The sequence below is a fragment of the Curtobacterium sp. NPDC090217 genome (genome assembly GCF_044746705.1).
GTDB lineage: Bacteria > Actinomycetota > Actinomycetes > Actinomycetales > Microbacteriaceae > Curtobacterium.
The window spans coordinates 522516-546933 of the sequence record NZ_JBIVCR010000002.1 but is presented as its reverse complement, the minus strand read 5'-3'; the positions used below and the strand labels follow the sequence as shown (position 1 = coordinate 546933).

Sequence of the window (24418 nt, the reverse complement as noted above, 5' to 3'; positions counted from 1 at the left end):
ACACTGAAGGGAACACCATGGCAGAGCACGACGACGAGGCACTGAACTCGTCCTCGGCTGTCGAGAAGCACGGCACGAGCACGACGTCGCCCGGTACCGCGGTCCTGCCCGCCGAGCCGTTCGAGAACCCGGGTGAGCCGCCGCACCGCGCACGCCGCACCGACGTCGACCCGAAGAAGCAGCGTCTGGCCGAGCGCCAGGTCGCCACGTTCTTCTACGTGTCGATCGTCGCGAGCGTCCTGTCGATCGCGGCGTACGTCGCCTTCCCGATCAAGGCCGACGACTTCAGCACGGTCCGCACCGGGAACCTCTTCCTCGGCCTGGCCATCGCGCTCGCGCTGCTCAGCCTGGGCCTCGGCGCGGTCTACTGGTCCAAGTCGCTCGTCAGCGACCGCGAGATCTCCGAGGACCGCCACCCCACGCGTGGCTCCGACGCGACCCGTGCGAAGGCCGTCGAGGCCTTCCAGCTGGCGGACAAGGAGTCCGGGTTCAGCCGTCGCAAGCTGATCCGCAACTCGATGATCGGGGCCCTCGCTGCGTTCCCGCTCCCGGGCATCGTGCTCGTGCGTGACCTCGCACCCGCCGCCGACCCGAACGAGCTCCTCCGCCACACCATGTGGGCGAAGGGCACCCGCCTGACGAAGGACCCGACCGGTCTCCCGATCAAGGCGTCCGACGTCACGATCGGCTCGGTCTTCCACGTCATCCCCGACGGGCTGCTCGACAAGGAGGACATGCTCGAGGAGAAGGCCAAGGCAGCCGTGCTCCTGATGCGCCTCGACCCGAAGGACCTCAATCCGGCCAAGGGCCACGAGAACTGGGGCTACGACGGTATCGTTGCCTACTCCAAGATCTGCACCCACGTCGGATGCCCGGTCGCGCTCTACGAGCAGCAGACGCACCACCTGCTGTGCCCCTGCCACCAGTCGACCTTCGATGTCTCGAACAACTGCGAGGTCATCTTCGGACCGGCGGCTCGTCCCCTCCCCCAACTTCCGATCGCGATCGACGACGACGGGTACCTGGTAGCGCAGAGCGACTTCCACGAACCGGTCGGCCCGTCCTTCTGGGAGCGTGCACGCTGATGACCACCACCACGACACAGCAGCCCGCAACCGGCACCAAGCCGGCTCCGGACCGCGGATCCCGCATCATCGGCGGGCTCTCCAACTACATCGACGAACGAACGAGCATCTCCGGGCTGGTGAAGGAGGTCGGTCGCAAGATCTTCCCCGACCACTGGAGCTTCATGCTCGGTGAGGTCGCGCTCTACAGCTTCGTCGTGATCCTGCTCTCGGGCACCTTCCTGACGTTCTTCTTCCAGGCGTCCATGGCAGAGGTCGTCTACGACGGCTCGTACATCCCGCTCAAGGGCGTCGAGATGTCGACGGCGCTGCAGTCGACGCTGAACATCTCGTTCGACATCCGCGGCGGGCTCTTCGTCCGGCAGATCCACCACTGGGCGGCCCTGCTGTTCGTCGCCTCGGTGATGCTGCACATGGCCCGCGTGTTCTTCACCGGCGCGTTCCGCAAGCCGCGTGAGCTCAACTGGGTCTTCGGCTTCGTCCTCTGGGTGCTGGCCATGGCCGAGGGCTTCACGGGCTACTCACTCCCCGACGACCTGCTCTCCGGCAACGGGCTCCGCATCATCGTCGGCATGATCGAGGGCGTCCCCGTCATCGGCGTGTGGATCGGGTACATCCTGTTCGGCGGCGAGTTCCCCGGGACCGCGATCGTCGGCCGTCTGTACACGTTGCACATCCTGTTGCTGCCGGCGATCCTCGTCGCGGTGCTCGGTGTCCACCTCGTCCTCGTGGTGATCAACAAGCACACGCAGTACGCGGGCCCCGGCAAGACCAACGACAACGTCGTGGGTGTCCCGATCCTCCCGGCGTTCGCCGCGAAGGCCGGTGGCTTCTTCTTCATCGTCGCCGGCATCCTCGCCCTCATCGCGTCGCTGTTCACGATCAACCCGATCTGGAACTACGGCCCGTACGACCCGTCCCCCGTGTCCGCCGGTACCCAGCCCGACTGGTACATCGGCTTCGCGGACGGTGCGCTCCGTCTGGTGCCGCCGCACTGGGAGGTCGTGTGGTTCGGCTACACGGTGTCGTTCAACATCCTCGTCCCGATCGCGGTGCTCGTGGGGCTCATCCTCGCGATCTTCATCTACCCGTTCATCGAGGCGTGGGTCACGGGCGACAAGCGTGAGCACCACATCGCCGACCGCCCGCGCAACGCGCCGACCCGCACGGCCTTCGGGGCTGCCGGTGTCACGCTCTACGCCAGCCTCTGGGCGGCGGCGAGCTCGGACATCATCGCGACGCACTTCCTGGTGTCCGTCGACTCGGTGATCCACGTGATCCAGGCGACGACGGTCCTCGGTCCGTTCGTGGCCTTCTGGATCACGAAGCGCGTCTGCCTCGCGCTGCAGAAGAAGGACCGCGAGATCGTCCTCCACGGGTACGAGTCGGGCCGCATCGTCCGTCTTCCGCACGGTGAGTACATCGAGGTCCACGAGCAGCTCGACGAGTACGAGCGCTGGCGTCTGCTGCAGTTCAACGACTACAAGCCGTTGATGATCCGTCCGAACGCCAAGGGACAGATCACTCCCCTGCAGAAGATGCGTGCGAGCGCCTCGCGCTTCTTCTTCGAGGACCGCATCGCGCCGGTCTCGAAGGCCGAGCTCGACGCCGCGCACGCAGCGCACCACGGGCACGGCGTGGAGGGCAGCCACCAGGCCCCCCAGGTCGGCGCTGGTCACTGACGCAGTCCCACCAGAACGCCCCCGATCACGATGTGGTCGGGGGCGTTCTGCGTCCGCCGACACGCCGCCCCCAGTTCACGGGCGGTTCACCGACACGTGCTGGACTCTTCCAGGACGGTGTGGCAACGTGTTGCACCACGCATCTGGAACGGGCGTCCTTCGTGGCTCCCACCAACGGAATGAGAACCCGATGGAACCCCGGACGGCCGAGCACCCCAGGCCGAACCACTTCCTGCTCCACCTCAGCGACACGCACCTCATCGCCTCGGACGGTGATCTGTACGGTGACGTCGACTCGGCGGCACGGTTGTCGCAGATCGTCGAGGAGATCGAGGCATCCGGCACCCGTCCCGAGGCGATCGTCGTCACCGGTGACGTCGCCGACAAGGGCGAACCGGGGGCTTACGCCCGCGTGCGTCGCATCGTCGAACCGGCCGCCGAGCGCATCGGCGCCCAGGTCATCTGGGCGATGGGGAACCACGACGAGCGCGGAGCGTTCCGTCAGGAGCTCTTCGGACTCCAGCCGACCGAGCGGCCCGTGGACTTCGTCTACGACGTCAACGGGCTTCGGGTCATCACGCTCGACACCAGTGTCCCCGGCGAGCACTACGGCACCGTCACGCCGGAGCAGCTGGACTGGCTGGCGGAGGTGCTCTCCGAGCCCGCTCCGCACGGCACGGTCCTCGCGATGCACCATCCGCCGGTACCGAGCGTGCAGGACCTCGCCGTCCTCGTCGAACTGCGTGACCAGCGCGCCCTCGCGGAGGTCGTCGAGGGCAGCGACGTCCTGACGATCATCGCAGGACACCTGCACTACTCGACCAGTGCCGTGTTCGCGGGCATCCCGGTGTCCGTGGCGAGTGCGACGTGCTACACCCAGGACCTCAACGAGTTCCGGGGTGGGACCCGTGGCCAGGACGGTGCGCAGTCGTTCAACCTGGTGCACGTGTACGGCCACGACGTCGTCCACTCCGTGGTGCCGATCGGACAGTACGCCACCGTGGGCGAGCCCGTCTCCGCCGCGGAGACCGACGCACGACTCGCCGCTGCCGGGGTCGTGATCCCGCCGGCGGTCGAGCCGGCACCGGTCACGTCGAGCATCCCGGTCTTCACCCTCGATTCGGTGCCCCTCTCCCCCATCCACCGCTGACCGGTCACGACTCACCGCGTGCGTTCCACCGGGCGGTCAGAACACGTCGTTCTCGATCTGATTCGGCGACGCTACGTGGCCACTCGGCGGAGCTGAGCGGTGTGTTGCGACCGGTCAGCAGGCGTCGGGGGCTTGCCCCGACCGGTCAGCAGTCGCCGGGGGCTTGCCCCGACCGGTCACGACTCCCCGTTTGGGTTGCGCCGAGCGGTCGGAACTCGTCGCCGGCACCGCGTCCAGCCGACGGTTCGTGACCGCTCGGCGGACCTGAGCGGGGTGTTGTGACCGGCGGGCGGGCACCGCGCGGGCGCCGGGCACCGCGCGGGCGCCGGTACCGGGCGGGCGCGCGGGCTACGCCTCGGGCTGCTCCCACGGGGCCGGGAACGGGAAGTAGCGGTCGAGGAACTCGGTGACGCGGGTCGTGCGTTCCTCGTCGGAGACCTCGGGGAAGCTGCCGTCGTTCAGGCAGAAGAAGTCGACGTTCCGTTTCTTGAGCAGGTCGTCGAGTGCCCGGAGCCCGGACTGCATCGTCGTGTCCACGTACCGGACCGGCGCGTTCTCCTGCACGATCGCCCGCCCGGTGAGCAGCGCGTAGTAGTGGTACAGGGAGTTCGTCACCGAGATGTTCTCCGCCGCCCGGAACCGTGACGCCGCCGTCGCGCGGAACTCGTCCGCGAACTCATGCTCCATCTCGGTCATGATGCTGGACCGGAGCGGGGTCGGCGCGTGCTCGAGGTGGCGCGTGGTGACGGCACCGAACCGCTGCTGGAGCAGACGTCGGTTCACCCGCGCGGAGTTCTCGAATCCGCTCCGGCGCGGGTTGTTCGAGCCGAGGCCGATCCGGGTCGTCGCCAGGATGAACTTCGACACGGAGCCCGGGCTGAAGAACACCGAGGGGTCGACCTGCCGACCGAAGAACATGTCGTCGTTCGAGTAGATGAAGTGCTCGCTGATGCCCGGGATGTGGTGCAACTGCGACTCGACGGCCTGCGAGTTGTGCGTGGGCAGCACCGACGGGTCGGCGAAGAACTCCTCGCTCCGGACGATCCGGACACGTGGGTGGTCCGCGAGCCAGGCCGGCGCCGGCGAGTCCGTGGCGATGTAGATCGTCCGGATCCACGGGGCGTACGTGTACACCGAACGCAGCGCGTACTTCAGTTCGTTGATCTGCCGGAACCGGGCGGGGGCGTCGTCACCCTCCCCCAGGACGGCCGAGGACTGCGCGGCCTGACGCGCGCGCTGGTACTCGATCGCGTTGCCGTCGACCCACGAGAACACGATGTCGATCGGGAAGCGGATGTCCGAGACGTGGTCGTCGAACATGTGCTCGACGGTGCGCCAGGTGCGACCGTACCGCTCGATGTCGGTGAGCACGAACTCGTCGACGGGCAGGCTCCTGCGCATCAGGGCGTTCTCGACCGGCGCGAGGACCTCGGTGTCCGTCACCCGCCAGAACTCGAGCTGGACACTGGTCTCGGCACCGTACCGGAGCCGTCCGAGCGGCTCGAGGCGCGGGCGGAACACCCGGAGCACCGGCTGGTCGACGGGGCCCAGCCCGTCATCGACGACGAGGACGGCCGGCTCTCCCGGCGGCTTGGCGTAGAACGGCTCGCCGACGGCGGCGTCCATCACGGCCGACTCGGCGCGCTGACGGTCTCGCTCGTCGACGGCGATGACGGGGCGCTGGTCGTTCCCGCGGATGAGCAGGTGGTCGACGTCGGCCGCGGTGAGCGCGTCGTCGAGGAAGAGGAGGTCCTCGATCATCGACTGCTGCGGCGTCAGGTGGCCGTTCAGCAGGGTGAAGCGACCCTTCCGGAGCACGATGTCGGGGCGGTCGAGACCGCCGGAGGACGGTCGAGGGTTCAGCAGAGGACTCTCGGTCTCCGGCTCGGTCTCGTTGCTCATCCATGCCCTTCTGATCAGGTGGTCAGGCGCTGCACCCGACCGATCCGATCCTACCGGGCAGGCGGCTCCTCCGTCGTTCTGGGCACCTTCACGAGGATCCCGACGACGATGAACAGCGCCGCTGCGACGATCTGCAGTGCTGCCCAGACCTGTCCGGGGATCGGGATCGTCACCAGCGGGTTCCAGCAGACCGCGACCGCCGCCATCAGGACGGCCGCCCACCAAGCACGGCCCCTGGTCGCGAAGACGAGCACGATGAGCGCCAGGACCGTGACACCCCACCGGACGAACACGAACGCCGGCGCGTCGAGGAACGCGATGCACGCGAGCAGCACGATGGCCGCGACGAGCCCCGGCGCCAGGGCCGGGCGCGTGAACGCCGGCGTCCCCGCAGTTCCCGACGACGCGGCGGCTGCGGGGCGGGCACCGGGCGCGGCGGAGTGGAGCGACGACCCGACTGCTGGCCGTCCCTTGCGTGCGGCCATCAGGCAGATGCCTCGTCGAGTTCGATGGCCGTGATCGGGCGGGACATCGGCGGCAGGCCGCGGAGCCGCTCGAGCGCCGGACCGAGCTCTGCGACGTACGCGCGGTAGCCGTCGTCGGTCAGGTGCAGGCCGTCCTCGGTGTACTGCTCGGCGAGGTGGTCGCCGTCGGCGAGGGCTGGCCACGCGTCGAGGTACTGCGCGTGGCAGGTGGCGACGAACTGGCGCAGGTGACGGTTCGTCTCCTCGATCCGCGGTGTGAACTCGGCCTGGCGCGGCAGGACCGACACCAGGAGCAGGCGGACGCCGGGAAGCTCGCGGCGGAGCGTCACGAGGATCGTCTCCACGTTCCGTACGACGTGCTCTGCACTCTTGCGGTGGTTGCCGAAGTCGTTCGTGCCGATGAGCAGGACGATCGCGTCGGGAGCGGCCTGCACGACCTCGTCGAGTCGCTCCAGCACACCGTCCGTGGTGTCCCCGCTGATGCCGAGGTTCAGGGTGCGCTCGTCGGGGAAGCGTTCGTCCCACGTGCCTCCTGCGGTGATGCTGTCCCCCAGGAACAGGACCAGTCCGCGGTCGTCGTCGCTCATGCTGCCTCCTCGTGCGCTGGCGCGCGAGACCCATTCTGCTGCGTGCTGTTGGCCTGCGTCGAGTCGGTGCGGTGGGCCTCGCGTTCGGCGCGAGCCGTGATGCGCTCCACCATGCCCGGGAAGATCACGCCGTGGAACGGCAGGATCGAGTACCAGTAGAGGCGCCCGGCGAGCCCCTGCGGGAAGTACAGTGCCCGCTGGTGGTAGTCGCAGCCGCCGTCGTCCGTGGGCGTGACGGTCATCTCGAGCCAGGCCCGACCAGGGGACTTGAACTCGGCCCGGAGCCGGAGGTAGTGCCCGCGGTCGAGTCGTTCGACGCGCCACCAGTCGAGCGCGTCGCCCTGTTCGAGGCGCTTCGGGTCCCGTCGACCACGGTTGAGGCCGACTCCCCCGGCGATCTTGTCCATCCACCCCCTGGCGACCCACGCGAGCGGGAACGAGTACCAGCCGTTCTCGCCGCCGATCGACTCGACGACGCTCCAGACCGCTTCCGGCGGCGCGGACGTGTGCCGGGTCCGGTCATCGGAGTACACCGTGTGCCCGGCCCAGTCCGGGTCGCTCGGCAGCGGGTCGGCCGGGGTGCTCGACAGCGTCGCGCTCCGCCAGCTCGTCTCGACCTCGGCGGTGCGCATCTTCGTCAGTGCGAGCCGCACGGCCCGGCGGTACGACGTCAGCCCGCCCTCCGGCCGCGGCACGACGTCGTCGATGTCGTGCTCACGCTGGACGCACTCGAACTGCAGCGACTCGATGATCGGCGTCGCGAGCTTGCGCGGGATCGGCGTCACCATGTTGAACCAGTGTGCGGCGAGCCCGGGGGTCATCACCGGCAGCGCGGTGATCGGCCGCTGCGGGAGCTTGGCCTCGACCGCGTACCCGTTCAGCATCTGCCCGTACCGGAGGACGTCCGGCCCGCCGATGTCGAACGTCCGGTTCACCTCCGCCGGGATGTCGAGCGCCTCGACGAGGTAGTAGAGGACGTCGCGGACGGCGATCGGCTGGATCTTGTTGCGGACCCACCGCGGTGCCGGCATCCACGGCAGGACGTCCGTGACGTGCCGGATCATCTCGAACGACGTGCTCCCGGAGCCGATGACGACACCGGCCTGGTACGCGATCGTCGGCACACCCGACCCGAGCAGGATGTCGCCGACCTCCTTCCGACTGCGGAGGTGCTTCGACAGCTCCCCGTCGGGGTGCAGGCCGCCGAGGTACACGAAGCGCCGGACACCGCCGTCGTGCGCCGCGGTGGCCATCGTCTGGGCGGCGTCCCGCTCGGACTCCTCGAAGTCCCCGTCGGCACCCATCGCGTGGGCGAGGTAGTAGACCGCTTCGATCCCGTCGACCGCGGTGGCCACCGCCGAGCCGTCCTGCAGGTCACCCTGGACGACGTCGATCGACTCCCGCCAGGGGACGTCGTCGAGCTTCTGCGGGGTACGGACGAGCACGCGGACGGCGTGCCCGGCTTCGAGGAGACGTGGGACGAGACGACCGCCGATGTAGCCGGTGGCCCCGGTGACGAGGACGCGCATGCGGGGAACGGTACGCCGCGCCCCTCCGGGTACGCTTGTCGGGTGGACAACGCAGCCTTCCCCGTCACCGCCGACGCCGTGCGTCGACTCATCGACCACGCGATCCTGAAGCCCGAGCTGACCCGCTCCGACGTCGATGCGCAGCTCGACGAAGCCGCGACCCACCGCGTGTTCAGCGTGTGCGTCCGCCCGAGCGACGTCCGGCACGCCGTGGAGCGCCTCCAGGGCACCGGAGTGGGCGTCGGGACCGTCATCGGCTTCCCGCACGGCACCACCTCGACCGAGGCCAAGGTCGCCGAGTCGCTGCAGGCGCTCGCCGACGGCGCCTTCGAGCTCGACATGGTCCAGAACATCGGCGCGGCGAAGTCCGGCGATTGGAACCGCGTCCAGCAGGACGTGCGTGCCGTCGTCGACGCTGCGGGCGACACCGTGGTCAAGGTCATCCTCGAGACGGCGTTCCTCACCGACGAGGAGATCGTCGCCGCCAGTCGCGCGGCCGTCGCGGGCGGCGCGGACTTCGTGAAGACCTCGACCGGGTTCGCCGGCGGTGGCGCCACGACGGAGCACATCGCCCTGATGCGCGAGACGGTCGGCCCGGACACCGGCGTGAAGGCATCCGGCGGCGTCCGAGGGCTCGACACCCTCGTCGCGATGGTCCAGGCCGGTGCGGACCGCATCGGTACGAGCGCCTCGGCCCGCATCCTCGACGAGGTCGCACACCGCGTCGAGACCGGCGTCGCCTCCGGCGTCGGCGACGACACCACCTCCTACTGACCCCCGGCCGACCAGGCCCACCCGACCACCAGCACCGAGCCGGTGCGTGACCGACGCGACGCCGCGTCGGGAGCCGCTCCGAGCCTCCAGACCGTCGCATCGGAGCGCGCATGTCGAACACCGACCCCATCACCGACCACCCCGGGTCGCTCGCCCTCGCCGTGGACCTCGGCGGCACCAAGGTCGAGGCGGCCCTGGTCACCGACCAGGGCGTCGTCCTGCCCGGGACCCGGTTCCGGAGCCCTACCGGCCCGCTGCGCAGCTCCGAAGCGCTGCAGGCAGCCGTCGACGAGGTGGTCACGAGCGCCCTCGCGACGCTGCCGACCGACGCGACGCTCGCCGGTGTCGGCATCGGCTCGGCCGGCCCCGTCGACGAGGAACACGGACTCGTCTCGCCGCTCAACATGCCGGTCTGGCGCGGCTACCCGCTCCGCGACCGCGTCGCGGCGCTCGTCCCGGCCGGGACGCCGGTGACGCTGCGGATGGACGGCCTCGCGATCACGCTCGCCGAGCACTGGCTCGGTGCGGCGCAGGGCTCCGACCACGTGATGGGCATGATCGTCTCCACGGGCGTCGGCGGTGGGCTCATCCTGCACGGCCGGACCGTGAGCGGTCCGACCGGCAACGCCGGGCACATCGGTCACGTCGAGTGCGGTGGGTACGACGACCCGTGCGCCTGCGGCGGCACCGGCTGCCTGGAGGCCGTGGCGAGCGGGCCGAAGACCGTCGCGTGGGCGAGACGGCAGGGGTTCACCGGGGAGACGGGCGAGGAGCTGTCCGCCGCGTACGCCGCCGGGGACGAGATCGCCGTCGCGGCGATCAAGCGCAGTGGTCGCGCCCTCGGGCAGGCCATCGCCGCCGCCACGTCGCTCGTGGACCTCGAGGTGGTGGCGATCGGCGGCGGGTTCTCGCACGTCACGCCGGACCTGTTCGAGTACGCCAGGCAGGCCGTCGCCGAACGCGTCGAGTTCGGCTTCGTGACCAAGGTGCGGATCGTCCCGACCGGGCTGTCCCAGGACGGGCCGCTCATCGGCGCCGCGGCGCTCGTGCACCGCTCCCACGTCCTGCGCTGAGCCGGCCCGAACCGGCCCCTGTCGACCTGCGCTGCTGTCCACAGTCGGCTCCGCCGCGCCGGTCCGGTGCGGCAGGATGACCGAGTGCGCTCCTCCCGACTCGTCACCACCGACGACTGGCCAGAAGCCGAACTCCGCGCAGCGGTGCTGGCCGGCGACCTGGTCGCGATCGGCGAGTGCTGGGCGTCCGTCGCGGAACCGACGGACCCGGGGCTGCGCGCGGCGTCGTTCCGCTGGAGCGTGGGCGACGAGCGGATCATCGCATCGGACCGCAGCGCCGCCTGGATCTGGGGCGGGTGCTCGCGACCGCCACTCCCCCACGACGCCTGCATCGACGACGGGCAGCGCGTGCGCCAGCGGGGCGGTGGACGCGTCCGCGAGGTCCGCGTCGAACCATCCGACGTCGCGGTCGTCGCCGGCGTCCGGGTGACGACCCCGGTCAGGACCGCGCTCGACCTGCTGCGGATCGCCGGACCGGCGGACTGGGCGGTCCGCGCCCCCACCGTCCTGGGACTGCTCGCGGCGACCGACACCGCGCCGTCGACGCTTCGGCTCCGCCTCCGGCAGCTCGGGACGGTGCCGATGGTGCGGCAGGCGGAACGGCGGCTCGCCGAGCTGGTGTGACCGCTCCTGGTCAGCCTGCGCTGACGCGGTAGACGTCGTACACGGCGTCGATGCGTCGCACCGCGTTGAGGACGCGGTCCAGGTGCGTCGTGTCACCCATCTCGAACACGAACCGGGACAGCGCGAGACGGTCCGACGACGTCGACACCGTGGCCGACAGGATGTTCACGTGGTGGTCGGTCAGCACCCGGGTGACGTCACTCAGCAGTCCCGACCGATCGAGCGCCTCGATCTGGATCTGGACCAGGAACACCGACTTCGACGACGGCGCCCACTCGACCTCGATCATGCGGTCGGGTTCGTTCATCAGCGACTTCACGTTGGTGCACGATGCCTGGTGCACGGACACACCCTGCCCGCGGGTGATGAACCCGACGATCTGGTCGCCGGGAACCGGGGTGCAGCACTTCGCGAGCTTGACGAGGATGTCGGGCGCCCCGCGGACGAGCACGCCGCTGTCGCTGTTGCGGAGCTGCCGGCTCGTGACCTGCCGCGGGAAGGCGAGCTCCGGTTCGTCCGTCTCGGTCTCGGTCTGGACGCCGGCGAGCACCTTCTCGATCACCGACTGCGTCGAGACGTGTCCCTCGCCGATCGCGGCGTAGAGCGCGGAGACGTCCTCGTACCGCATCGCGGATGCGACCTCCGAGATGGAGTCCTGGCTCATGATCCGCTGGAGCGGCAGGTTCTGCTTGCGCATCGCTCGGGCGATGGCATCGCGGCCCTGCTCGATCGCCTCTTCGCGGCGCTCCTTGGTGAACCACTGCTTGATCTTGTTCCGCGCGCGGGGGCTGCGGACGAAGGTCAGCCAGTCCTGGCTCGGCCCGGAGTCGGGGTTCTTCGACGTGAAGATCTCGACGACGTCGCCGCTCGACAGCGAGCTCTCGAGGGGCACCAGGCGACCGTTCACCTTCGCGCCCATCGTGCGGTGTCCGATCTCGGTGTGCACCGCGTACGCGAAGTCGACCGGGGTCGCACCGGCGGGGAGCCCGATGACCTTGCCCTGCGGCGTGAAGACGTAGGTCTCCTTCGCGCCGATCTCGTAGCGGAGGGAGTCGAGGAACTCGCCGGGGTCGCTGGTCTCGGCCTGCCAGTCGGTGATGTGCGCGAGCCACGCCATGTCGTCGTTCGCGCTCGAGCTGTCCACGTCGCGACCGGCGGCACGCTGCTTGTACTTCCAGTGCGCGGCGACACCGAACTCGGCGCGCTGGTGCATCTCGTGCGTGCGGATCTGGATCTCGACCGGGCGTCCCTGCGGCCCGAGGACCGTGGTGTGCAGCGACTGGTACAGGTTGAACTTCGGGGTCGCGATGTAGTCCTTGAAGCGTCCGGGCAGCGGGGTCCAGCGCGCGTGCACGGAGCCGAGCATGGCGTAGCAGTCGCGAACCGTGGGGACGAGCACCCGGATGCCGACGAGGTCGTAGATCTCGTCGAACTCGCGGCCCCGGACGATCATCTTCTGGTAGATCGAGTAGTACTGCTTCGGCCGGCCCATGACCTCGCCGCGCACCTTGGCGGCCTTGAGGTCCTTCTTCAGCGTCCCGATGACGTTCTGGACGAACTGCTCGCGCTTCGGCTGCCGTTCCTTGACCAGGCTGTCGATCTCGACGTAGAGCTTCGGGTGCAGCACCGCGAACGACAGGTCCTCGAGCTCCAGCTTGATCATCTGGATGCCCAGACGGTGCGCGAGCGGCGCGTAGATCTCGAGGGTCTCCTTGGCCTTGCGCGTGGCCGAGGTGGACTCGACGAAGCCCCACGTCCTGGCGTTGTGCAGGCGGTCCGCGAGCTTGATCACCAGGACCCGGATGTCCTTCGACATCGCGATGACCATCTTGCGGACGGTCTCGGCCTGGGCGCTGTCGCCGTACTTGACCTTGTCGAGCTTCGTGACACCGTCGACGAGCATCGCGATCTCGTCGCCGAAGTCGTGGCGCAGCTGGTCGAGCTGGTAATCGGTGTCCTCGACCGTGTCGTGCAGCAGCGCAGCCGCGATCGTGATGGGCCCGATGCCGAGGTCCGCGAGGATCTGCGCGACCGCGACCGGGTGCGTGATGTAGGGCTCGCCGGACTTGCGCTTCTGACCGTCGTGCGCGCGTTCCGCAACCGAGTACGCACGCTCGATCAGCGTGACGTCCGCCTTCGGGTGGTGCGAGCGGACGGTCCGGATGAGCGTGTCGACAGCACCGGCCGGCTGGGCGCGGGAGAACAGGCGCGGCAGCAGGGACCGGAGGGAGCCGAGGTTGCCCGTGGTGTTCGGGCCCAGGGGCGGGCTGGACGGCAGCGGCGACGGACCGGGGCGGCTCGCGGCGGAGTCGTCCTGCGCCGACGTCTCACGGATGTCCGTCATGCTGCGTCTCCCAGAACTCGAACCGGCCGAACTCGATCCGACCAGACTACGCGCGTGTCGTCAGTGCTCGTGACCACGTTCGCGCTGGGCGTCGGCGCGCTCCACCGGCGCACCGGCGGCTTCCCACGCCACCATACCGCCGGCGAGGTTCACCGCAGGGACGCCGGACTGCTCGAGGGCCGCGACGACCCGGGCGGACCGCATGCCGGAGTGGCACACGATGATCGCCGGGTCGTCGGTCGGCTGGATCTCGGTCCACCGGGTCTGGAGTTCGGACATCGGCACGAGGGTGGCCTGGGGCGCGTGGACCTCGTCCCACTCCCCCGGCTCGCGCACGTCGTACAGACGCGCGCCGTCCTCGATGCGACGCAGGGCCTCGTCGACGGTGATCTCGTCCATTCGGGTCAGGCCTCGACCGGCGCAGCGGTCTCCGCACGCTTGCGCGCGGCGGCGGCCTTCTTCGCGTCGGCCTGCTTGATCTTCGGTTCGTTCTCACGCAGGTGCGCGTACATCGGCGACGCGATGAAGATCGTCGAGTACGTCCCGACGATGATGCCGATGAACAGCGCGAGCGAGATGTCGCGCAGGGTGCCGGCGCCGAGCACGTACGACCCGATGAAGAGGATCGCCGCGACGGGCAGCAGCGCCACGACGGACGTGTTGATCGAGCGGACCAGGGTCTGGTTCACCGCGAGGTTGACCGACTGGACGAACGTCCGGTGCGATTCCTGCGCGGTGTTCTCGCGCACCTTGTCGAACACCACGACGGTGTCGTACAGCGAGTACCCGAGGATCGTCAGGAAGCCGATCACCGCGGCCGGCGTGACCTCCAGCCCGACGATGCCGTACACACCTGCGGTGATCAGGAGGTCGTGGAGCAGCGCCACCATCGCCGACAGCGACATCTTCCACGTGCGGAAGTACAGCGCCATGAACACCGCGGCGAGGGCGAGGAAGATGATCAGACCACGGATCGCCTGTGCGAGCACGTCGGCGCCCCAGGTCGCACCGATGAACGTCGACGCGACCTGGCCCCTGTCGACGTCGTACGCGTCGGCCAGCGCGGACTGGATCTGCGTCGTCTCGGCATCGGTGAGCTGCCCGGTCTGCACGCGGATGCCGTGCGTCCCGAGCTGTGAGACGCGCGGGATCTCGTCGGGGACGATCTTCTCGACCGTGTTCGTCGCGAGGTTCTGGTTGACGGTCTTGACGTCGGAGATCGTGAACTCGGACCCACCGGTGAACTCGATGCCGAGCTGGTACCCGCCGCGGAGCCACGGCACCGCGAGGGAGATCACGATCGCGGCGATCGCGATGATGTACCACGTGCGACGGCGTCCGACGATGTCGTACGAGCGCTTGCCCGTGTAGAGGTCGTTGCCGAACTGGCTGAAGCTCGCCATCAGCTGTCCTTCCCGTTCGGCTTGCCGCCGTTGTCGGTGGTGTCGCCGTTGCCGGCCTTCCGCTCAGCGATCGTCTGGCGGCGCTGTGCCTCGCCGGCGGCCCGCTGGCGCTTGCCGTCCACGACGGGCGCACGGAACTGCGCACGACCGCGGTAGACCGCGCCGAGGGCTGTCGGGTCGAGGCCGCTGAACCGGTGCCCCTCGTTGAAGAAGCGGCGACGCGAGATGAGCTGCAGCATCGGGTGCGTGAAGAGGATCACGACCACGACGTCGATCAGGGTGGTGAGGAGCAGCGTGAACGCGAAGCCCTTCACGTCGCTCACCGCGAGGATGTAGAGCACGATCGCCGCGAGGAAGTTGATCGAGTCGGACGCCAGGATCGTGCGCAGCGCACGCTTCCAGCCGGACTCGACCGCTCCCTCGAGCGCCCGACCGTCACGGAGTTCGTCACGGATGCGCTCGAAGTACACGATGAACGAGTCCGCCGTGATGCCGATCGCCACGATCAACCCCGCGACGCCGGCCAACGACAGTCGGTAGTCGACGCGCCAGGACATGATCGCGATGACCAGGTAGGTCAGGGTAGCCGCGACACCGAGCGAGAGCACCGTGACGAACGCGAGCGCCCGGTACTGGATCACCGAGTAGATGATCACCAGGATGAGCCCGATCAGGCCGGCGACGAGACCGCCGATGAGCTGCGCGGTACCCAGGGTCGCGGAGATGTTCTCGTTCGACTGGACCTTGAAGTTGATCGGCAACGCGCCGTACTTCAACTGGTCGGCGAGGGTCTTCGCCGACTCCGCGGTGAACGAGCCGGTGATCTGGGCCTTGCCGTTCGTGATCGCGCTGTTGGTCTGCGGGGCCTCGATGACGGATCCGTCGAGCACGATCGCGAACTGGTTCTGCGGCGACTGCAGGGACACCAGGCGGTTCGTGACGGCCCGGAACTCCTTCGTGCCGGTGCCGTTGAAGTCGAGGGTCACCGCCCACTCGCCGGTCGTCGTGCCCTGCGAGTTGGAGGCGAGGCCCGAGGTCGCGTTCGAGATGTTGGCGCCGTCCACCTCGACCGGGCCCAGGATGTACTTCGACGTCCCGGACGCGTCACACGTCACGAGCGGCTGGTCGTCCGGCGCGGTGGTGACGTCGTCCGGCGCCTTGCAGTCGTAGTTGGTGTACAGGTCCTGCAGCTTCGGGGTGACCCAGGCGAGGTCGCTCGCGCTCGTCGGCTTCGTGCTCGGCGTCGCCTGCAGCGATGCCGGCGGCGAGTACGGCGTCGGGGACGCGGACGACGACGAGCCGTCGCCGACGGCGCTGTTCGTCGCGGCTTCGGTGTAGAGCACCGGGCGGAACGTCAGCTTCGCAGCGGCCTCGATGCGCGAGATGGTCTGCTGGTCGGGCTTGCCCGGGATCGAGACGACGATGTTGTTCGCGCCCTGCGTGTTGATCTCGGACTCCGAGACGCCGGTGGCGTCGATGCGCTGGCGGATGATGTTCACCGCCTGCTTGAGCTGGTCCGATGTGACGGAGTCACCGTCGGTGCTCTGCGCCGCGAGGGTCAGCTGCGTGCCGCCCTGCAGGTCCAGTGCGAGCTGAGGGACCCAGCTGGCGCCTTCGAACCACTTGCCCGCGTCGTCCTTGGTGGTGCTGGCGAGGATCGACGCAGCCGTGTTCAGGCCTGCGAGGACCGCCATGATGATCACCAACCAGGTGAGCGAGCGCAGCGCTTTCTTGACGGGTGTCGATCGTGCCACCGGTCGTCTCGTCTTTCTGTCAGGACCGTCGACGAGTGCGCCGGCGGACGGAGTGATGCCGCCGGGTCACGAGTGTGCCCCGACGGCCGAGTGGTTCAGTCCTCGGACTTGCGCTTCGCCTGTTCGGCGTCGTCCGCACGCTCGCCGTAGACCGGCTCGCCGTTCAACTCGGCGACGGGCTTCGGCTCGTCTTCCGGGGTGGCGGTCGTCTCGATGTCCGACGCGGTGTCGTCGACGACACGCGAGAGGGTCTGACGGTGGACGGTGACGACGGTCCCCGGCGCGATCTCGACGTCGGCGGTGACCTTCTCGTCGTCGACCGAGAGGAGCGTGCCGTAGAGACCGAAGGACAGCATGACGCGGGCTCCAGGGACCATCTTGGTCGCGAGCTCCGACTGCTGCTTCTTGCGCTTGCGGCTGTTGTAGAACATGAAGGCCGCGAACGCCACGACGATGACGATGAGGATGACTTCTTGACCCATGATTGCGATGCCTTCTCTGGTATTTCGGTTTCGGGCCGTAGCAGTCTAGGGCACGTGGCTGTGGCGGATGCCGCAGACGGGCCTACTCGTCGTCGAACAGCCCCGGTTGGGCGGAACCGGCCGGCTGACCGGGCGTGAGCCCGAAGTGTCGCCAGGCCGCCGGCGTGGCGATCCGACCCCGAGGCGTGCGGGTGACGAGCCCGATGCGGACCAGGAACGGCTCGACCACCGACTCGATGGTCTCGGATTCTTCCCCGACGGAGACCGCGAGCGTGTTCAGGCCGACCGGTCCCCCGTCGAACCGGGTGAGCATCGTCTCGAGCACCGCGCGGTCGAGTCGGTCCAGCCCGTACTCGTCGACGTCGTAGAGCTCGAGGGCGCCCTGCACCGCGGCCATGCCGTCCCGGGTGCCGTGCACGAGGGCGTAGTCCCGGACGCGGCGGAGCAGACGGTTCGCGATGCGCGGCGTGCCCCGTGACCGACCGGCGATCTCGCGGAGCGCGAAGCGGTCGAAGTCGAGTTCGAGCAGGTGTGCGGCGCGGATGAGGACCTGTTCGAGTTCGTCCCGTTCGTAGAACTCGAGGTGCGCCGTGAACCCGAAGCGGTCTCGCAGCGGGTTGGGCAGGAGGCCCGCCCTGGTGGTCGCCCCGACGAGGGTGAACGGGGCGAGGTCGAGCGGGATGCTCGTCGCCCCCGCACCCTTGCCCACCATCACGTCGATGCGGAAGTCCTCCATCGCCAGGTACAGCATCTCTTCCGCCGAGCGGGCCATCCGGTGGATCTCGTCGATGAAGAGGACCTCACCGGGCATCAGCGACGACAGGACCGCGGCGAGGTCGCCGGCGTGCTGGATCGCCGGACCGCTCGACATGCGCAAGGGGCGACCGGACTCGTGCGCCACGATCATCGCGAGCGTGGTCTTCCCGAGACCGGGCGGACCGGCCATCAGGATGTGGTCGGGCGTGCGGTCCTGCATCGCTGCGGCCTTGAGGAGCAGGTCGAGCTGCCCGCGGACCTTGCGCTGGCCGACGAACTCGGCGAGCGACTTCGGGCGGAGCGCGCCTTCGAACGCGAGTTCTTCCGGTGACTGGGCGTCCGCCGCGGTGATCCCGCCGCTCATCGGCCGGCCCCGGTCGGGCGGAGGGCACCGAGCGCGGCACGGAGCAGTGCCTGGGTCCCCATGGCCGCGACGCCGGGTTCACCCGCGATCGTCTCGTCGACCGCCGAACGTGCCGCGTCTTCGCGCCAGCCGAGCCCGACGAGCGCGATGACGACGTCCTCCGACGCGGGGTGCGCCGTGGCGCCCTGACCGGCAGCAGCTGCGGCGGACGAGGTCTCGAAGGCGGTGAGCTTGCCGGACAGCGCGACGATGATGAGCTTGGCGGTCTTCGGCCCGATGCCGGACACCTTCCGGAACGCGGCGTCGTCGTCGTTCGCCACGGCGTTCGCGATCTGTCCAGGGTCCATCGCGCCGAGGACACCGAGCGCCGACTTCGGGCCGACCCCGGACACGCTGCGGAGCAGGTCGAAGACGCGCAGCGCGTCGGTCGACTCGAACCCGAAGAGCAGGTGCTCGTCTTCACGCACGATCATCGCCGTGCGCACGAACACCTCGGCGCCGTGGCGCATGGTGAGTGCGTGTGCCGGTGTCACCGTGACGGCGTAGCCGACTCCCCCGACCTCGATCACGACGGCGGACCCGGCGACGTCGATGCAGGTGCCCCGGAGACTCGCGATCATGCCCCGAGCCTACGTGCAGCCGCCGACGCACCGGACGAGCCACGCTGCGAGGCAGCGTCGACGGGTGCAGCCGCCGACGTCCCCGACGCGGCGCGCTGTGCCCCCGTGCCCGAGCGCCCAGCGGACGCGGCGGCCGCCGCCGCGCGTGCGAGTGGCGAGGACGCCGTGCGCCCTCCGGTCCCGGCCTGCGCGTCGCGCCAAGCGCGCTGCGCCGGCGTCAGACTGCCGGACTGCACGCCGACCTGGTCGGGTGCACCGAGCCTCCAGGCATGACAGACGGCCAGGGCGAGCGCGTCGGCGGCATCCGCCGGCTTCGGGGCCTCGGCGAGACCGAGCACACGCGCGATCATCGCCTGCACCTGCTTCTTGTCCGCGTTGCCGTACCCGGTGACGGCTGCCTTGACCTCGGACGGCGTGTGCAGCCCGACCGGGATGCCGCGCACCGCAGCGGCGTGCAGTGCCAGGCCGGACGCCTGTGCCGTGCCCATCACGGTGCGGACGTTCGCCTGGGCGAACACCCGCTCGACCGCGACGGCGTCTGGGCGGTGTTCCTCGATCTGCTCCGCGATCCCCGCGGCGATCAGGACCAGCCGCTGCTCGAGCGCCATGTCCGACGGGGTGCGGACCACGGTGACCGCGACCATGCGGGCGCGACGGTCAGGGGTGACCTCGACGACGCCGACGCCGCACCGCGTGAGCCCGGGGTCGACCCCGAGCACGCGGAGCACGGGCCCGGGGCGCGACAAGGTCAGTCCTCGTCCTCGTCCTGGTCGAGCTCGGCCTGGACGTCGGCGGGGATGTCGAAGTTCGCGTAGACGTTCTGGACGTCGTCGGAGTCCTCGAGTGCGTCGATGAGGCGGAACACCTTGCGGGCCGTCTCGGCGTCGACCGGGACCTTCAGGCCGGGGACGAACTCGGCGTCGGCGGAGTCGTAGTCGATGCCGGCGTCCTGCAGCGCGGTGCGGGCCGCGACCAGGTCGGTCGCCGAGGTGTAGACCTCGAAGCCGCCGCCCTGGTCGATGACGTCCTCGACACCGGCGTCGAGCACCGCGGTCATCACGTCGTCCTCGGACAGGCCGTCCACCTTCGAGACGGAGATGACGCCCTTGCGCGAGAAGTTGTACGCGACGCTGCCCGGATCGGCCATGGTGCCGCCGTTGCGGGACATGGCGGTCCGGACCTCGGCCGCTGCACGGTTCTTGTTGTCCGTGAGGCACTCGATGAGCATCGCGACGCCGTTCGGGGCGTAGCCCTCGTACATGATCGTCGTGTACTCGATGGACTCACCGGTGAGCCCGGCACCGCGCTTGATCGCGCGGTCGATGTTGTCGTTGGGGACCGAGGTCTTCTTCGCCTTCTGCACGGCGTCGACCAGGGTCGGGTTGCCCGACATGTCGGCGCCGCCCATCTTCGCGGCGACCTCGATGTTCTTGATGAGCTTCGCGAACGACTTAGCACGTCGCTGGTCGATGACGGCCTTCTTGTGCTTCGTCGTTGCCCACTTGGAATGCCCGGACACGGTTCTCCTTGCGTCTTGCGGAAAGTCCAGATCAGTGTAGCGATCTGGAGGCTCGGTGCGGGCCCGGCGCGCAGGCGGCGGTCCCGAGCGGGTCAGGCGGCGGTTCCGAGCGGGTCAGGCGGAGCGGACGAGGTCCAGGAAGCGTCGGTGGAAGCGGTCCTCGCCCGTGACCTCCGGGTGGAAGGCGCTCGCGAGGACGTTGCCCTGCTGCACGGCGACCGCGCGGCCGTCCGGCAGCGCACCGAGGACCTGGACTCCGGCACCGTGCTGCTCCACCACCGGTGCACGGATGAACACCGCGTGCACCGGCGCCTCGCCGAGGTCGGGCATCGGGATGTCGATCTCGAACGAGTCGTTCTGGTTGCCGAAGGCGTTCCGGCGGACCGTCGTGTCGAGCACGTCGAGCGTCTGCTGCCCGGCGGTCGCGTTCGTGATCCGGGCGCTCAGCATGATCATGCCCGCGCACGTGCCGTACGTCGGCAGGCCGTTCCGGATGGCAGCGGACAGCGGCTCGGCGAGACCGAAGATCCGCGACAGCTTGTCCATCACCCCGGATTCGCCGCCGGGGATCACGACGCCGTGCAGGCCGTCGATCTCCTCCGGGCGGCGGAGTGGCACCACGTCGGCACCGAGCTCGGTCAGCGAGACGATGTGCTCGCGGAAGTCGCCCTGCAGTGCGAGCACCCCGATGCGGGGCGCTGCACCACCCATGGGGCTACCAGCCACGCTCGGCGAGGCGGTGGGGCGCGGGGACGTCGGCGACGTTGATGCCGACCATCGCCTCACCGAGACCGCGGGACACCTCGGCGATGACCTTGGGGTCGTCGTGGAAGGTGGTCGCCTTGACGATCGCGGCAGCACGGGCGGCCGGGTCCCCGGACTTGAAGATGCCGGAGCCGACGAAGACGCCGTCGGCGCCGAGCTGCATCATCATCGCGGCGTCCGCCGGGGTCGCGACGCCACCTGCGGTGAAGAGGACGACGGGGAGCTTGCCGGTCTCGGCGACTTCCTGCACGACGTCGATCGGGGCCTGCAGCTCCTTCGCCGCGACGTACAGCTCGTCGGGGCGGAGGTTCCGCAGCGCCGCGATCTCCTTCGAGATGGTGCGGATGTGCTTGGTCGCCTCGGAGACGTCACCGGTGCCGGCTTCGCCCTTGGAGCGGATCATCGCCGCGCCCTCGGTGATGCGGCGGAGCGCCTCGCCGAGGTTGGTGGCACCGCAGACGAACGGGGTCGTGAACTTCCACTTGTCGATGTGGTTGACGTAGTCGGCCGGCGACAGCACTTCGGACTCGTCGATGTAGTCGACGCCGAGCTCCTGCAGCACCTGCGCCTCGACGAAGTGGCCGATGCGGGCCTTCGCCATGACCGGGATCGACACCGCTGCGATGATCTCCTCGATCATCGAGGGGTCGGACATGCGGGCGACGCCGCCCTGCGCGCGGATGTCGGCGGGGACGCGCTCGAGGGCCATGACCGCGGTCGCGCCGGCTTCTTCCGCGATGCGGGCCTGCTCGGCGTCGACGACATCCATGATGACGCCGCCCTTGAGCATCTCCGCGAGGCCGCGCTTGACGCGTGAGGAGCCGGTGATGGACGTGCCGATGGGGTCCTGGCCGGGGGTACTGGTGCTGTCGCTCATGATGGCGATCAGTCTAGTGCTGCGCGGGCCACGCTTCCGCGACGAGCCGGCGGGTGTCCCCGAGCATCTGGGACATCGACTTGGTGCGGGCGATGATCGGGAAGAAGTTCGAGTCGGACTCCCACCGCGGGACGATGTGCTGGTGCAGGTGCCCGGCGACGCCCGCCCCGGCGACCTCGCCCTGGTTCATGCCGATGTTGAAGCCGTCGCAGTGCGAGACCTGCCGGAGGACCCGCATCGCGGTCTGCGTCAGCTCGCCGATCTCCCGGAGTTCTTCGGGGGTGGCCTCGTCGTAGAGGGGCGTGTGGCGGTAGGGGCAGACGAGCAGGTGCCCGTTGTTGTACGGGTACAGGTTGAGCAGGACGTAGGCGTGCTCGCCCCGCGCGACGATGAGCGCGTCATCGTCGGACTTCCGCGGTGCTTCGCAGAACGGGCAGTCGTCCTTGTGCCCGCGGCCCTCGCCCTCGCGACCGGCGTCGATGTACGCCATCCGATGCGGGTTCCAGAGGCGCTGGAAGGCATCCGGGACGGCCGCCTGGGTGGCGGCGTCCCGGATGACCAGCGGCTCGTCCTGCTCTGCCGACATCAGACCTGAGCGCGCTCGCGGATCGCCGTGAGGATGCGCTCGACCGCCTCGTCCACGGGCACGCCGTTGTCCTGGCGACCGTCGCGGAACCGGAAGCTCACCGCACCGGCGTCGCGGTCGTCGCCGCCCGCGATGAGCTGGAACGGCACCTTCGCCTTGGTGTGCGTGCGGATCTTCTTCTGCATGCGGTCGTCCGAGTGGTCGACCTCGGCGCGGACGCCGTGCGAACGGAGCTTCGCGATCACCTCGTCGAGGTAGTCGGCGTACTCCTCGGCGACGGGGATGCCCACCACCTGCACCGGGGACAGCCACGCCGGGAACGCGCCGGCGTAGTGCTCGGTCAGCACGCCGAAGAACCGCTCGATCGAGCCGAACAGGGCGCGGTGGATCATCACGGGACGCTGACGGGTGCCGTCGGCTGCCGCGTACTCGATGCCGAAGCGTTCCGGCAGGTTGAAGTCGAGCTGCACGGTCGACATCTGCCAGGTGCGACCGATGGCGTCGCGGGCCTGGACGGAGATCTTCGGGCCGTAGAACGCCGCACCGGCGGGGTCCGGCACGAGCTCGAGCCCGGACTCCTCGGCGACCTCGCGCAGGGTGTTCGTCGCCTCTTCCCAGACGTCGTCGTCGCCGACGTACTTCGCCGGGTCCTTCGTGGAGAGCTCGAGGTAGAAGTCGTCGAGGCCGTAGTCGCGCAGCAGCGAGAGGACGAACTGGAGGGTGGTGGTCAGCTCCTCCTTCATCTTCTCCTTGGTGGTGAAGATGTGGGCGTCGTCCTGGGTCATGCCGCGGACCCGGGTGAGGCCGTGGATGACGCCGGACTTCTCGTTGCGGTAGACCGTGCCGAACTCGAACATCCGCAGGGGCAGGTCGCGGTAGGACCGTGCCTGCGAGCGGTACGCCAGGATGTGCATCGGGCAGTTCATCGGCTTGAGGTAGTAGTCGGCGCCCTGGCGGGTGACGTTGCCGTCCTCGTCCACCGCCTGGTCCATGTGCATGGGCGGGAACATGCCGTCCTTGTACCAGCCGAGGTGCCCCGACTGCTCGAACAGGTCGCCCTTGGTGATGTGTGGCGTGTAGACGAACGAGTAGCCGTTCTCCTCGTGCCGACGACGCGAGTAGTCCTCCATCTCGCGGCGGATGATGCCGCCCTTCGGGTGGAAGATCACCAGGCCCGAGCCGATCTCGTCCGGGAACGAGAACAGGTCGAGCTCGGCACCGAGCTTGCGGTGGTCGCGCTTGGCCGCTTCCTCCAGACGCACGAGGTACGCCTTGAGCTGGTCCTTGTCCGGCCACGCGGTGCCGTAGATGCGCTGCAGCTGCGGGTTCTTCTCGGAGCCGCGCCAGTAGGCGGCGGCGACGCGCATCAGTTTGGCGGCGTTGCCGATCCACCGGGTGTGCGGGACGTGCGGGCCGCGGCAGAGGTCCTGCCAGACGACGTCCCCGGATTTCGGGTCGACGTTCTCGTAGACGGTGAGTTCACCGGCGCCGACCTCGACGCTCTCGCCGGAGTCGCCGTCGGCCGCGGCGCCCTTCAGACCGATGAGCTCCTGCTTGTAGGGCTCCCCTGCCATCAGCTCGCGGGCTTCGTCGTCGGTCACGACCCGGCGACGGAAGCGCTGGGCCTGCTTGACGATGCGGTCCATGCCCTTCTCGATGGCCTTGAGGTCCTCGGGCGTGAACGGCTCGGCGACGTCGAAGTCGTAGTAGAAGCCGTCGGTGACGGGCGGGCCGATGCCGAGCTTGGCGTCGGGGTTGATCTGCTGCACCGCCTGCGCGAGGACGTGTGCGGCGGAGTGGCGCAGGATGTCGAGGCCGTCCTGCTCGTCGAGGGTGACCGGCTCGGCGGTCTCCCCCGCCTGCACGTCCGCGGCGAGGTCCTTGAGGACGCCGGCGACGCGGATCGCGACGATCCCGCGCACGCCGTCGAAGAGCTCGGTGCCCGTCGTGGTCGTCGTCGCGGTCCGGGGCTCGGGTGCCTGGGGAAGCTCTGCGGGCTCGGGTGCGACTGACTCGGTCACGATGATGGGACTCCTCGGTTGGATGGGGTGGATCAA

At 69.3% G+C, this 24418-nt stretch carries 23 protein-coding genes; 6 read left to right on the top strand and 17 right to left on the bottom strand.

Annotated elements, in window-relative coordinates; genetic code table 11:
* Nucleotides 1–17 precede the first annotated feature (17 nt).
* From ACIPJ2_RS10305 to ACIPJ2_RS10295, 3 genes are all read left to right on the top strand, one after another.
* Nucleotides 18–1085 (top strand): Rieske 2Fe-2S domain-containing protein, encoded by a 1068-nt coding sequence (locus ACIPJ2_RS10305; protein WP_402728741.1) that lies wholly within the window; start codon nucleotides 18–20, stop codon nucleotides 1083–1085.
* On the top strand, nucleotides 1085–2767 hold the full coding sequence (locus ACIPJ2_RS10300; protein ID WP_402728740.1) for a cytochrome bc complex cytochrome b subunit: 1683 nt from the start codon (nucleotides 1085–1087) through the stop codon (nucleotides 2765–2767). Before ACIPJ2_RS10305 ends, ACIPJ2_RS10300 begins: the two co-directional genes overlap by 1 nt.
* A 190-nt stretch (nucleotides 2768–2957) precedes the next feature.
* Nucleotides 2958–3917, top strand: a complete 960-nt coding sequence (locus ACIPJ2_RS10295; RefSeq protein ID WP_402728739.1) for a phosphodiesterase — start codon at nucleotides 2958–2960, stop codon at nucleotides 3915–3917.
* 348 nt (nucleotides 3918–4265) lie between these two features.
* Here the strand turns inward: ACIPJ2_RS10295 and ACIPJ2_RS10290 are convergent, their stop codons facing one another.
* From ACIPJ2_RS10290 to ACIPJ2_RS10275, 4 genes are read right to left on the bottom strand one after another with little or no spacing between them, the layout of a single operon-like run.
* On the bottom strand, nucleotides 4266–5819 hold the full coding sequence (locus tag ACIPJ2_RS10290; protein ID WP_402728738.1) for a stealth conserved region 3 domain-containing protein: 1554 nt from the start codon (nucleotides 5817–5819) through the stop codon (nucleotides 4266–4268).
* 50 nt (nucleotides 5820–5869) lie between these two features.
* Complete coding sequence (locus tag ACIPJ2_RS10285) at nucleotides 5870–6304, bottom strand: DUF6804 family protein (protein ID WP_402728737.1); 435 nt, start codon at nucleotides 6302–6304, stop codon at nucleotides 5870–5872.
* A complete protein-coding gene (locus tag ACIPJ2_RS10280) occupies nucleotides 6304–6891 on the bottom strand; it encodes a GDSL-type esterase/lipase family protein (protein ID WP_402728736.1) in 588 nt (195 codons plus the stop codon). The genes ACIPJ2_RS10285 and ACIPJ2_RS10280 overlap by 1 nt, the downstream gene beginning before the upstream one ends.
* Nucleotides 6888–8420: an SDR family oxidoreductase gene (locus ACIPJ2_RS10275; protein WP_402728735.1), complete on the bottom strand. Its 1533-nt coding sequence runs from the start codon at nucleotides 8418–8420 to the stop codon at nucleotides 6888–6890. Before ACIPJ2_RS10275 ends, ACIPJ2_RS10280 begins: the two co-directional genes overlap by 4 nt.
* A 42-nt stretch (nucleotides 8421–8462) precedes the next feature.
* On the opposite strand from ACIPJ2_RS10275, the gene deoC reads away from it, so the two are divergent.
* The 3 genes from deoC (at nucleotide 8463) to ACIPJ2_RS10260 (ending at nucleotide 10891) form a co-directional block, all read left to right on the top strand.
* Nucleotides 8463–9194, top strand: a complete 732-nt coding sequence (deoC, locus tag ACIPJ2_RS10270) for a deoxyribose-phosphate aldolase (protein ID WP_402728734.1) — start codon at nucleotides 8463–8465, stop codon at nucleotides 9192–9194.
* A 110-nt stretch (nucleotides 9195–9304) separates the two neighbouring features.
* Nucleotides 9305–10267, top strand: a complete 963-nt coding sequence (locus ACIPJ2_RS10265; RefSeq protein WP_402728733.1) for an ROK family protein — start codon at nucleotides 9305–9307, stop codon at nucleotides 10265–10267.
* An 84-nt stretch (nucleotides 10268–10351) separates the two neighbouring features.
* A complete protein-coding gene (locus ACIPJ2_RS10260; RefSeq protein ID WP_281264560.1) occupies nucleotides 10352–10891 on the top strand; it encodes a hypothetical protein in 540 nt (179 codons plus the stop codon).
* A gap of 10 nt (nucleotides 10892–10901) precedes the next feature.
* Here the strand turns inward: ACIPJ2_RS10260 and ACIPJ2_RS10255 are convergent, their stop codons facing one another.
* From ACIPJ2_RS10255 to thrS, 13 genes are all read right to left on the bottom strand, one after another.
* On the bottom strand, nucleotides 10902–13235 hold the full coding sequence (locus ACIPJ2_RS10255; protein ID WP_281264559.1) for a bifunctional (p)ppGpp synthetase/guanosine-3',5'-bis(diphosphate) 3'-pyrophosphohydrolase: 2334 nt from the start codon (nucleotides 13233–13235) through the stop codon (nucleotides 10902–10904).
* 60 nt (nucleotides 13236–13295) lie between these two features.
* The gene (locus tag ACIPJ2_RS10250; protein ID WP_402728732.1) at nucleotides 13296–13634 is read right to left on the bottom strand and encodes a rhodanese-like domain-containing protein; all 339 of its coding nucleotides are present in this window, start codon (nucleotides 13632–13634) and stop codon (nucleotides 13296–13298) included.
* A gap of 5 nt (nucleotides 13635–13639) precedes the next feature.
* The gene (secF, locus tag ACIPJ2_RS10245; RefSeq protein WP_281264557.1) at nucleotides 13640–14638 is read right to left on the bottom strand and encodes a protein translocase subunit SecF; all 999 of its coding nucleotides are present in this window, start codon (nucleotides 14636–14638) and stop codon (nucleotides 13640–13642) included.
* Nucleotides 14638–16392: a protein translocase subunit SecD gene (gene secD, locus ACIPJ2_RS10240; protein ID WP_402728731.1), complete on the bottom strand. Its 1755-nt coding sequence runs from the start codon at nucleotides 16390–16392 to the stop codon at nucleotides 14638–14640. The genes secF and secD overlap by 1 nt, the downstream gene beginning before the upstream one ends.
* A gap of 95 nt (nucleotides 16393–16487) precedes the next feature.
* The gene (gene yajC / locus ACIPJ2_RS10235; protein ID WP_402728730.1) at nucleotides 16488–16874 is read right to left on the bottom strand and encodes a preprotein translocase subunit YajC; all 387 of its coding nucleotides are present in this window, start codon (nucleotides 16872–16874) and stop codon (nucleotides 16488–16490) included.
* A gap of 82 nt (nucleotides 16875–16956) precedes the next feature.
* Nucleotides 16957–17994, bottom strand: coding sequence for a Holliday junction branch migration DNA helicase RuvB (gene ruvB / locus ACIPJ2_RS10230; RefSeq protein WP_281264554.1), 1038 nt, complete (start codon nucleotides 17992–17994; stop codon nucleotides 16957–16959).
* On the bottom strand, nucleotides 17991–18614 hold the full coding sequence (gene ruvA, locus ACIPJ2_RS10225) for a Holliday junction branch migration protein RuvA (protein WP_402728729.1): 624 nt from the start codon (nucleotides 18612–18614) through the stop codon (nucleotides 17991–17993). The genes ruvB and ruvA overlap by 4 nt, the downstream gene beginning before the upstream one ends.
* The gene (ruvC, locus tag ACIPJ2_RS10220; protein ID WP_402728983.1) at nucleotides 18611–19342 is read right to left on the bottom strand and encodes a crossover junction endodeoxyribonuclease RuvC; all 732 of its coding nucleotides are present in this window, start codon (nucleotides 19340–19342) and stop codon (nucleotides 18611–18613) included. The genes ruvA and ruvC overlap by 4 nt, the downstream gene beginning before the upstream one ends.
* Nucleotides 19343–19362: 20 nt before the next feature.
* Nucleotides 19363–20133, bottom strand: coding sequence for a YebC/PmpR family DNA-binding transcriptional regulator (locus ACIPJ2_RS10215; RefSeq protein WP_402728728.1), 771 nt, complete (start codon nucleotides 20131–20133; stop codon nucleotides 19363–19365).
* A gap of 114 nt (nucleotides 20134–20247) precedes the next feature.
* Nucleotides 20248–20844 carry a pyridoxal 5'-phosphate synthase glutaminase subunit PdxT gene (gene pdxT / locus ACIPJ2_RS10210; RefSeq protein ID WP_402728727.1) on the bottom strand — a complete coding sequence of 199 codons (597 nt, stop codon included), beginning with the start codon at nucleotides 20842–20844 and terminating at the stop codon, nucleotides 20248–20250.
* Nucleotides 20845–20848: 4 nt separating this feature from the next.
* Nucleotides 20849–21775 (bottom strand): pyridoxal 5'-phosphate synthase lyase subunit PdxS, encoded by a 927-nt coding sequence (pdxS, locus tag ACIPJ2_RS10205; protein WP_281264550.1) that lies wholly within the window; start codon nucleotides 21773–21775, stop codon nucleotides 20849–20851.
* A 13-nt stretch (nucleotides 21776–21788) separates the two neighbouring features.
* The gene (locus ACIPJ2_RS10200; RefSeq protein WP_402728726.1) at nucleotides 21789–22361 is read right to left on the bottom strand and encodes an HIT family protein; all 573 of its coding nucleotides are present in this window, start codon (nucleotides 22359–22361) and stop codon (nucleotides 21789–21791) included.
* Complete coding sequence (gene thrS / locus ACIPJ2_RS10195; protein ID WP_402728982.1) at nucleotides 22361–24283, bottom strand: threonine--tRNA ligase; 1923 nt, start codon at nucleotides 24281–24283, stop codon at nucleotides 22361–22363. Before thrS ends, ACIPJ2_RS10200 begins: the two co-directional genes overlap by 1 nt.
* Nucleotides 24284–24418 lie beyond the last annotated feature (135 nt).

What these genes read in the sequence shown, in the direction of transcription:
- ACIPJ2_RS10255 (WP_281264559.1), bottom strand. Translation starts at nt 13,235, where the DNA reads ATGACGGACATCCGTGAGACGTCGGCGCAGGACGACTCCGCCGCGAGC.
- ACIPJ2_RS10305 (WP_402728741.1), top strand. Translation starts at nt 18, where the DNA reads ATGGCAGAGCACGACGACGAGGCACTGAACTCGTCCTCGGCTGTCGAG.
- pdxS (WP_281264550.1), bottom strand. Translation starts at nt 21,775, where the DNA reads ATGAGCGACAGCACCAGTACCCCCGGCCAGGACCCCATCGGCACGTCC.
- ACIPJ2_RS10280 (WP_402728736.1), bottom strand. Translation starts at nt 6,891, where the DNA reads ATGAGCGACGACGACCGCGGACTGGTCCTGTTCCTGGGGGACAGCATC.
- ruvA (WP_402728729.1), bottom strand. Translation starts at nt 18,614, where the DNA reads ATGATCGCGAGTCTCCGGGGCACCTGCATCGACGTCGCCGGGTCCGCC.
- secF (WP_281264557.1), bottom strand. Translation starts at nt 14,638, where the DNA reads ATGGCGAGCTTCAGCCAGTTCGGCAACGACCTCTACACGGGCAAGCGC.
- ACIPJ2_RS10275 (WP_402728735.1), bottom strand. Translation starts at nt 8,420, where the DNA reads ATGCGCGTCCTCGTCACCGGGGCCACCGGCTACATCGGCGGTCGTCTC.
- ACIPJ2_RS10200 (WP_402728726.1), bottom strand. Translation starts at nt 22,361, where the DNA reads ATGTCGGCAGAGCAGGACGAGCCGCTGGTCATCCGGGACGCCGCCACC.
- pdxT (WP_402728727.1), bottom strand. Translation starts at nt 20,844, where the DNA reads ATGGGTGGTGCAGCGCCCCGCATCGGGGTGCTCGCACTGCAGGGCGAC.
- yajC (WP_402728730.1), bottom strand. Translation starts at nt 16,874, where the DNA reads ATGGGTCAAGAAGTCATCCTCATCGTCATCGTCGTGGCGTTCGCGGCC.
- ACIPJ2_RS10265 (WP_402728733.1), top strand. Translation starts at nt 9,305, where the DNA reads ATGTCGAACACCGACCCCATCACCGACCACCCCGGGTCGCTCGCCCTC.
- ACIPJ2_RS10300 (WP_402728740.1), top strand. Translation starts at nt 1,085, where the DNA reads ATGACCACCACCACGACACAGCAGCCCGCAACCGGCACCAAGCCGGCT.
- ACIPJ2_RS10295 (WP_402728739.1), top strand. Translation starts at nt 2,958, where the DNA reads ATGGAACCCCGGACGGCCGAGCACCCCAGGCCGAACCACTTCCTGCTC.
- ACIPJ2_RS10290 (WP_402728738.1), bottom strand. Translation starts at nt 5,819, where the DNA reads ATGAGCAACGAGACCGAGCCGGAGACCGAGAGTCCTCTGCTGAACCCT.
- ruvB (WP_281264554.1), bottom strand. Translation starts at nt 17,994, where the DNA reads ATGAGCGGCGGGATCACCGCGGCGGACGCCCAGTCACCGGAAGAACTC.
- ACIPJ2_RS10250 (WP_402728732.1), bottom strand. Translation starts at nt 13,634, where the DNA reads ATGGACGAGATCACCGTCGACGAGGCCCTGCGTCGCATCGAGGACGGC.
- ACIPJ2_RS10285 (WP_402728737.1), bottom strand. Translation starts at nt 6,304, where the DNA reads ATGGCCGCACGCAAGGGACGGCCAGCAGTCGGGTCGTCGCTCCACTCC.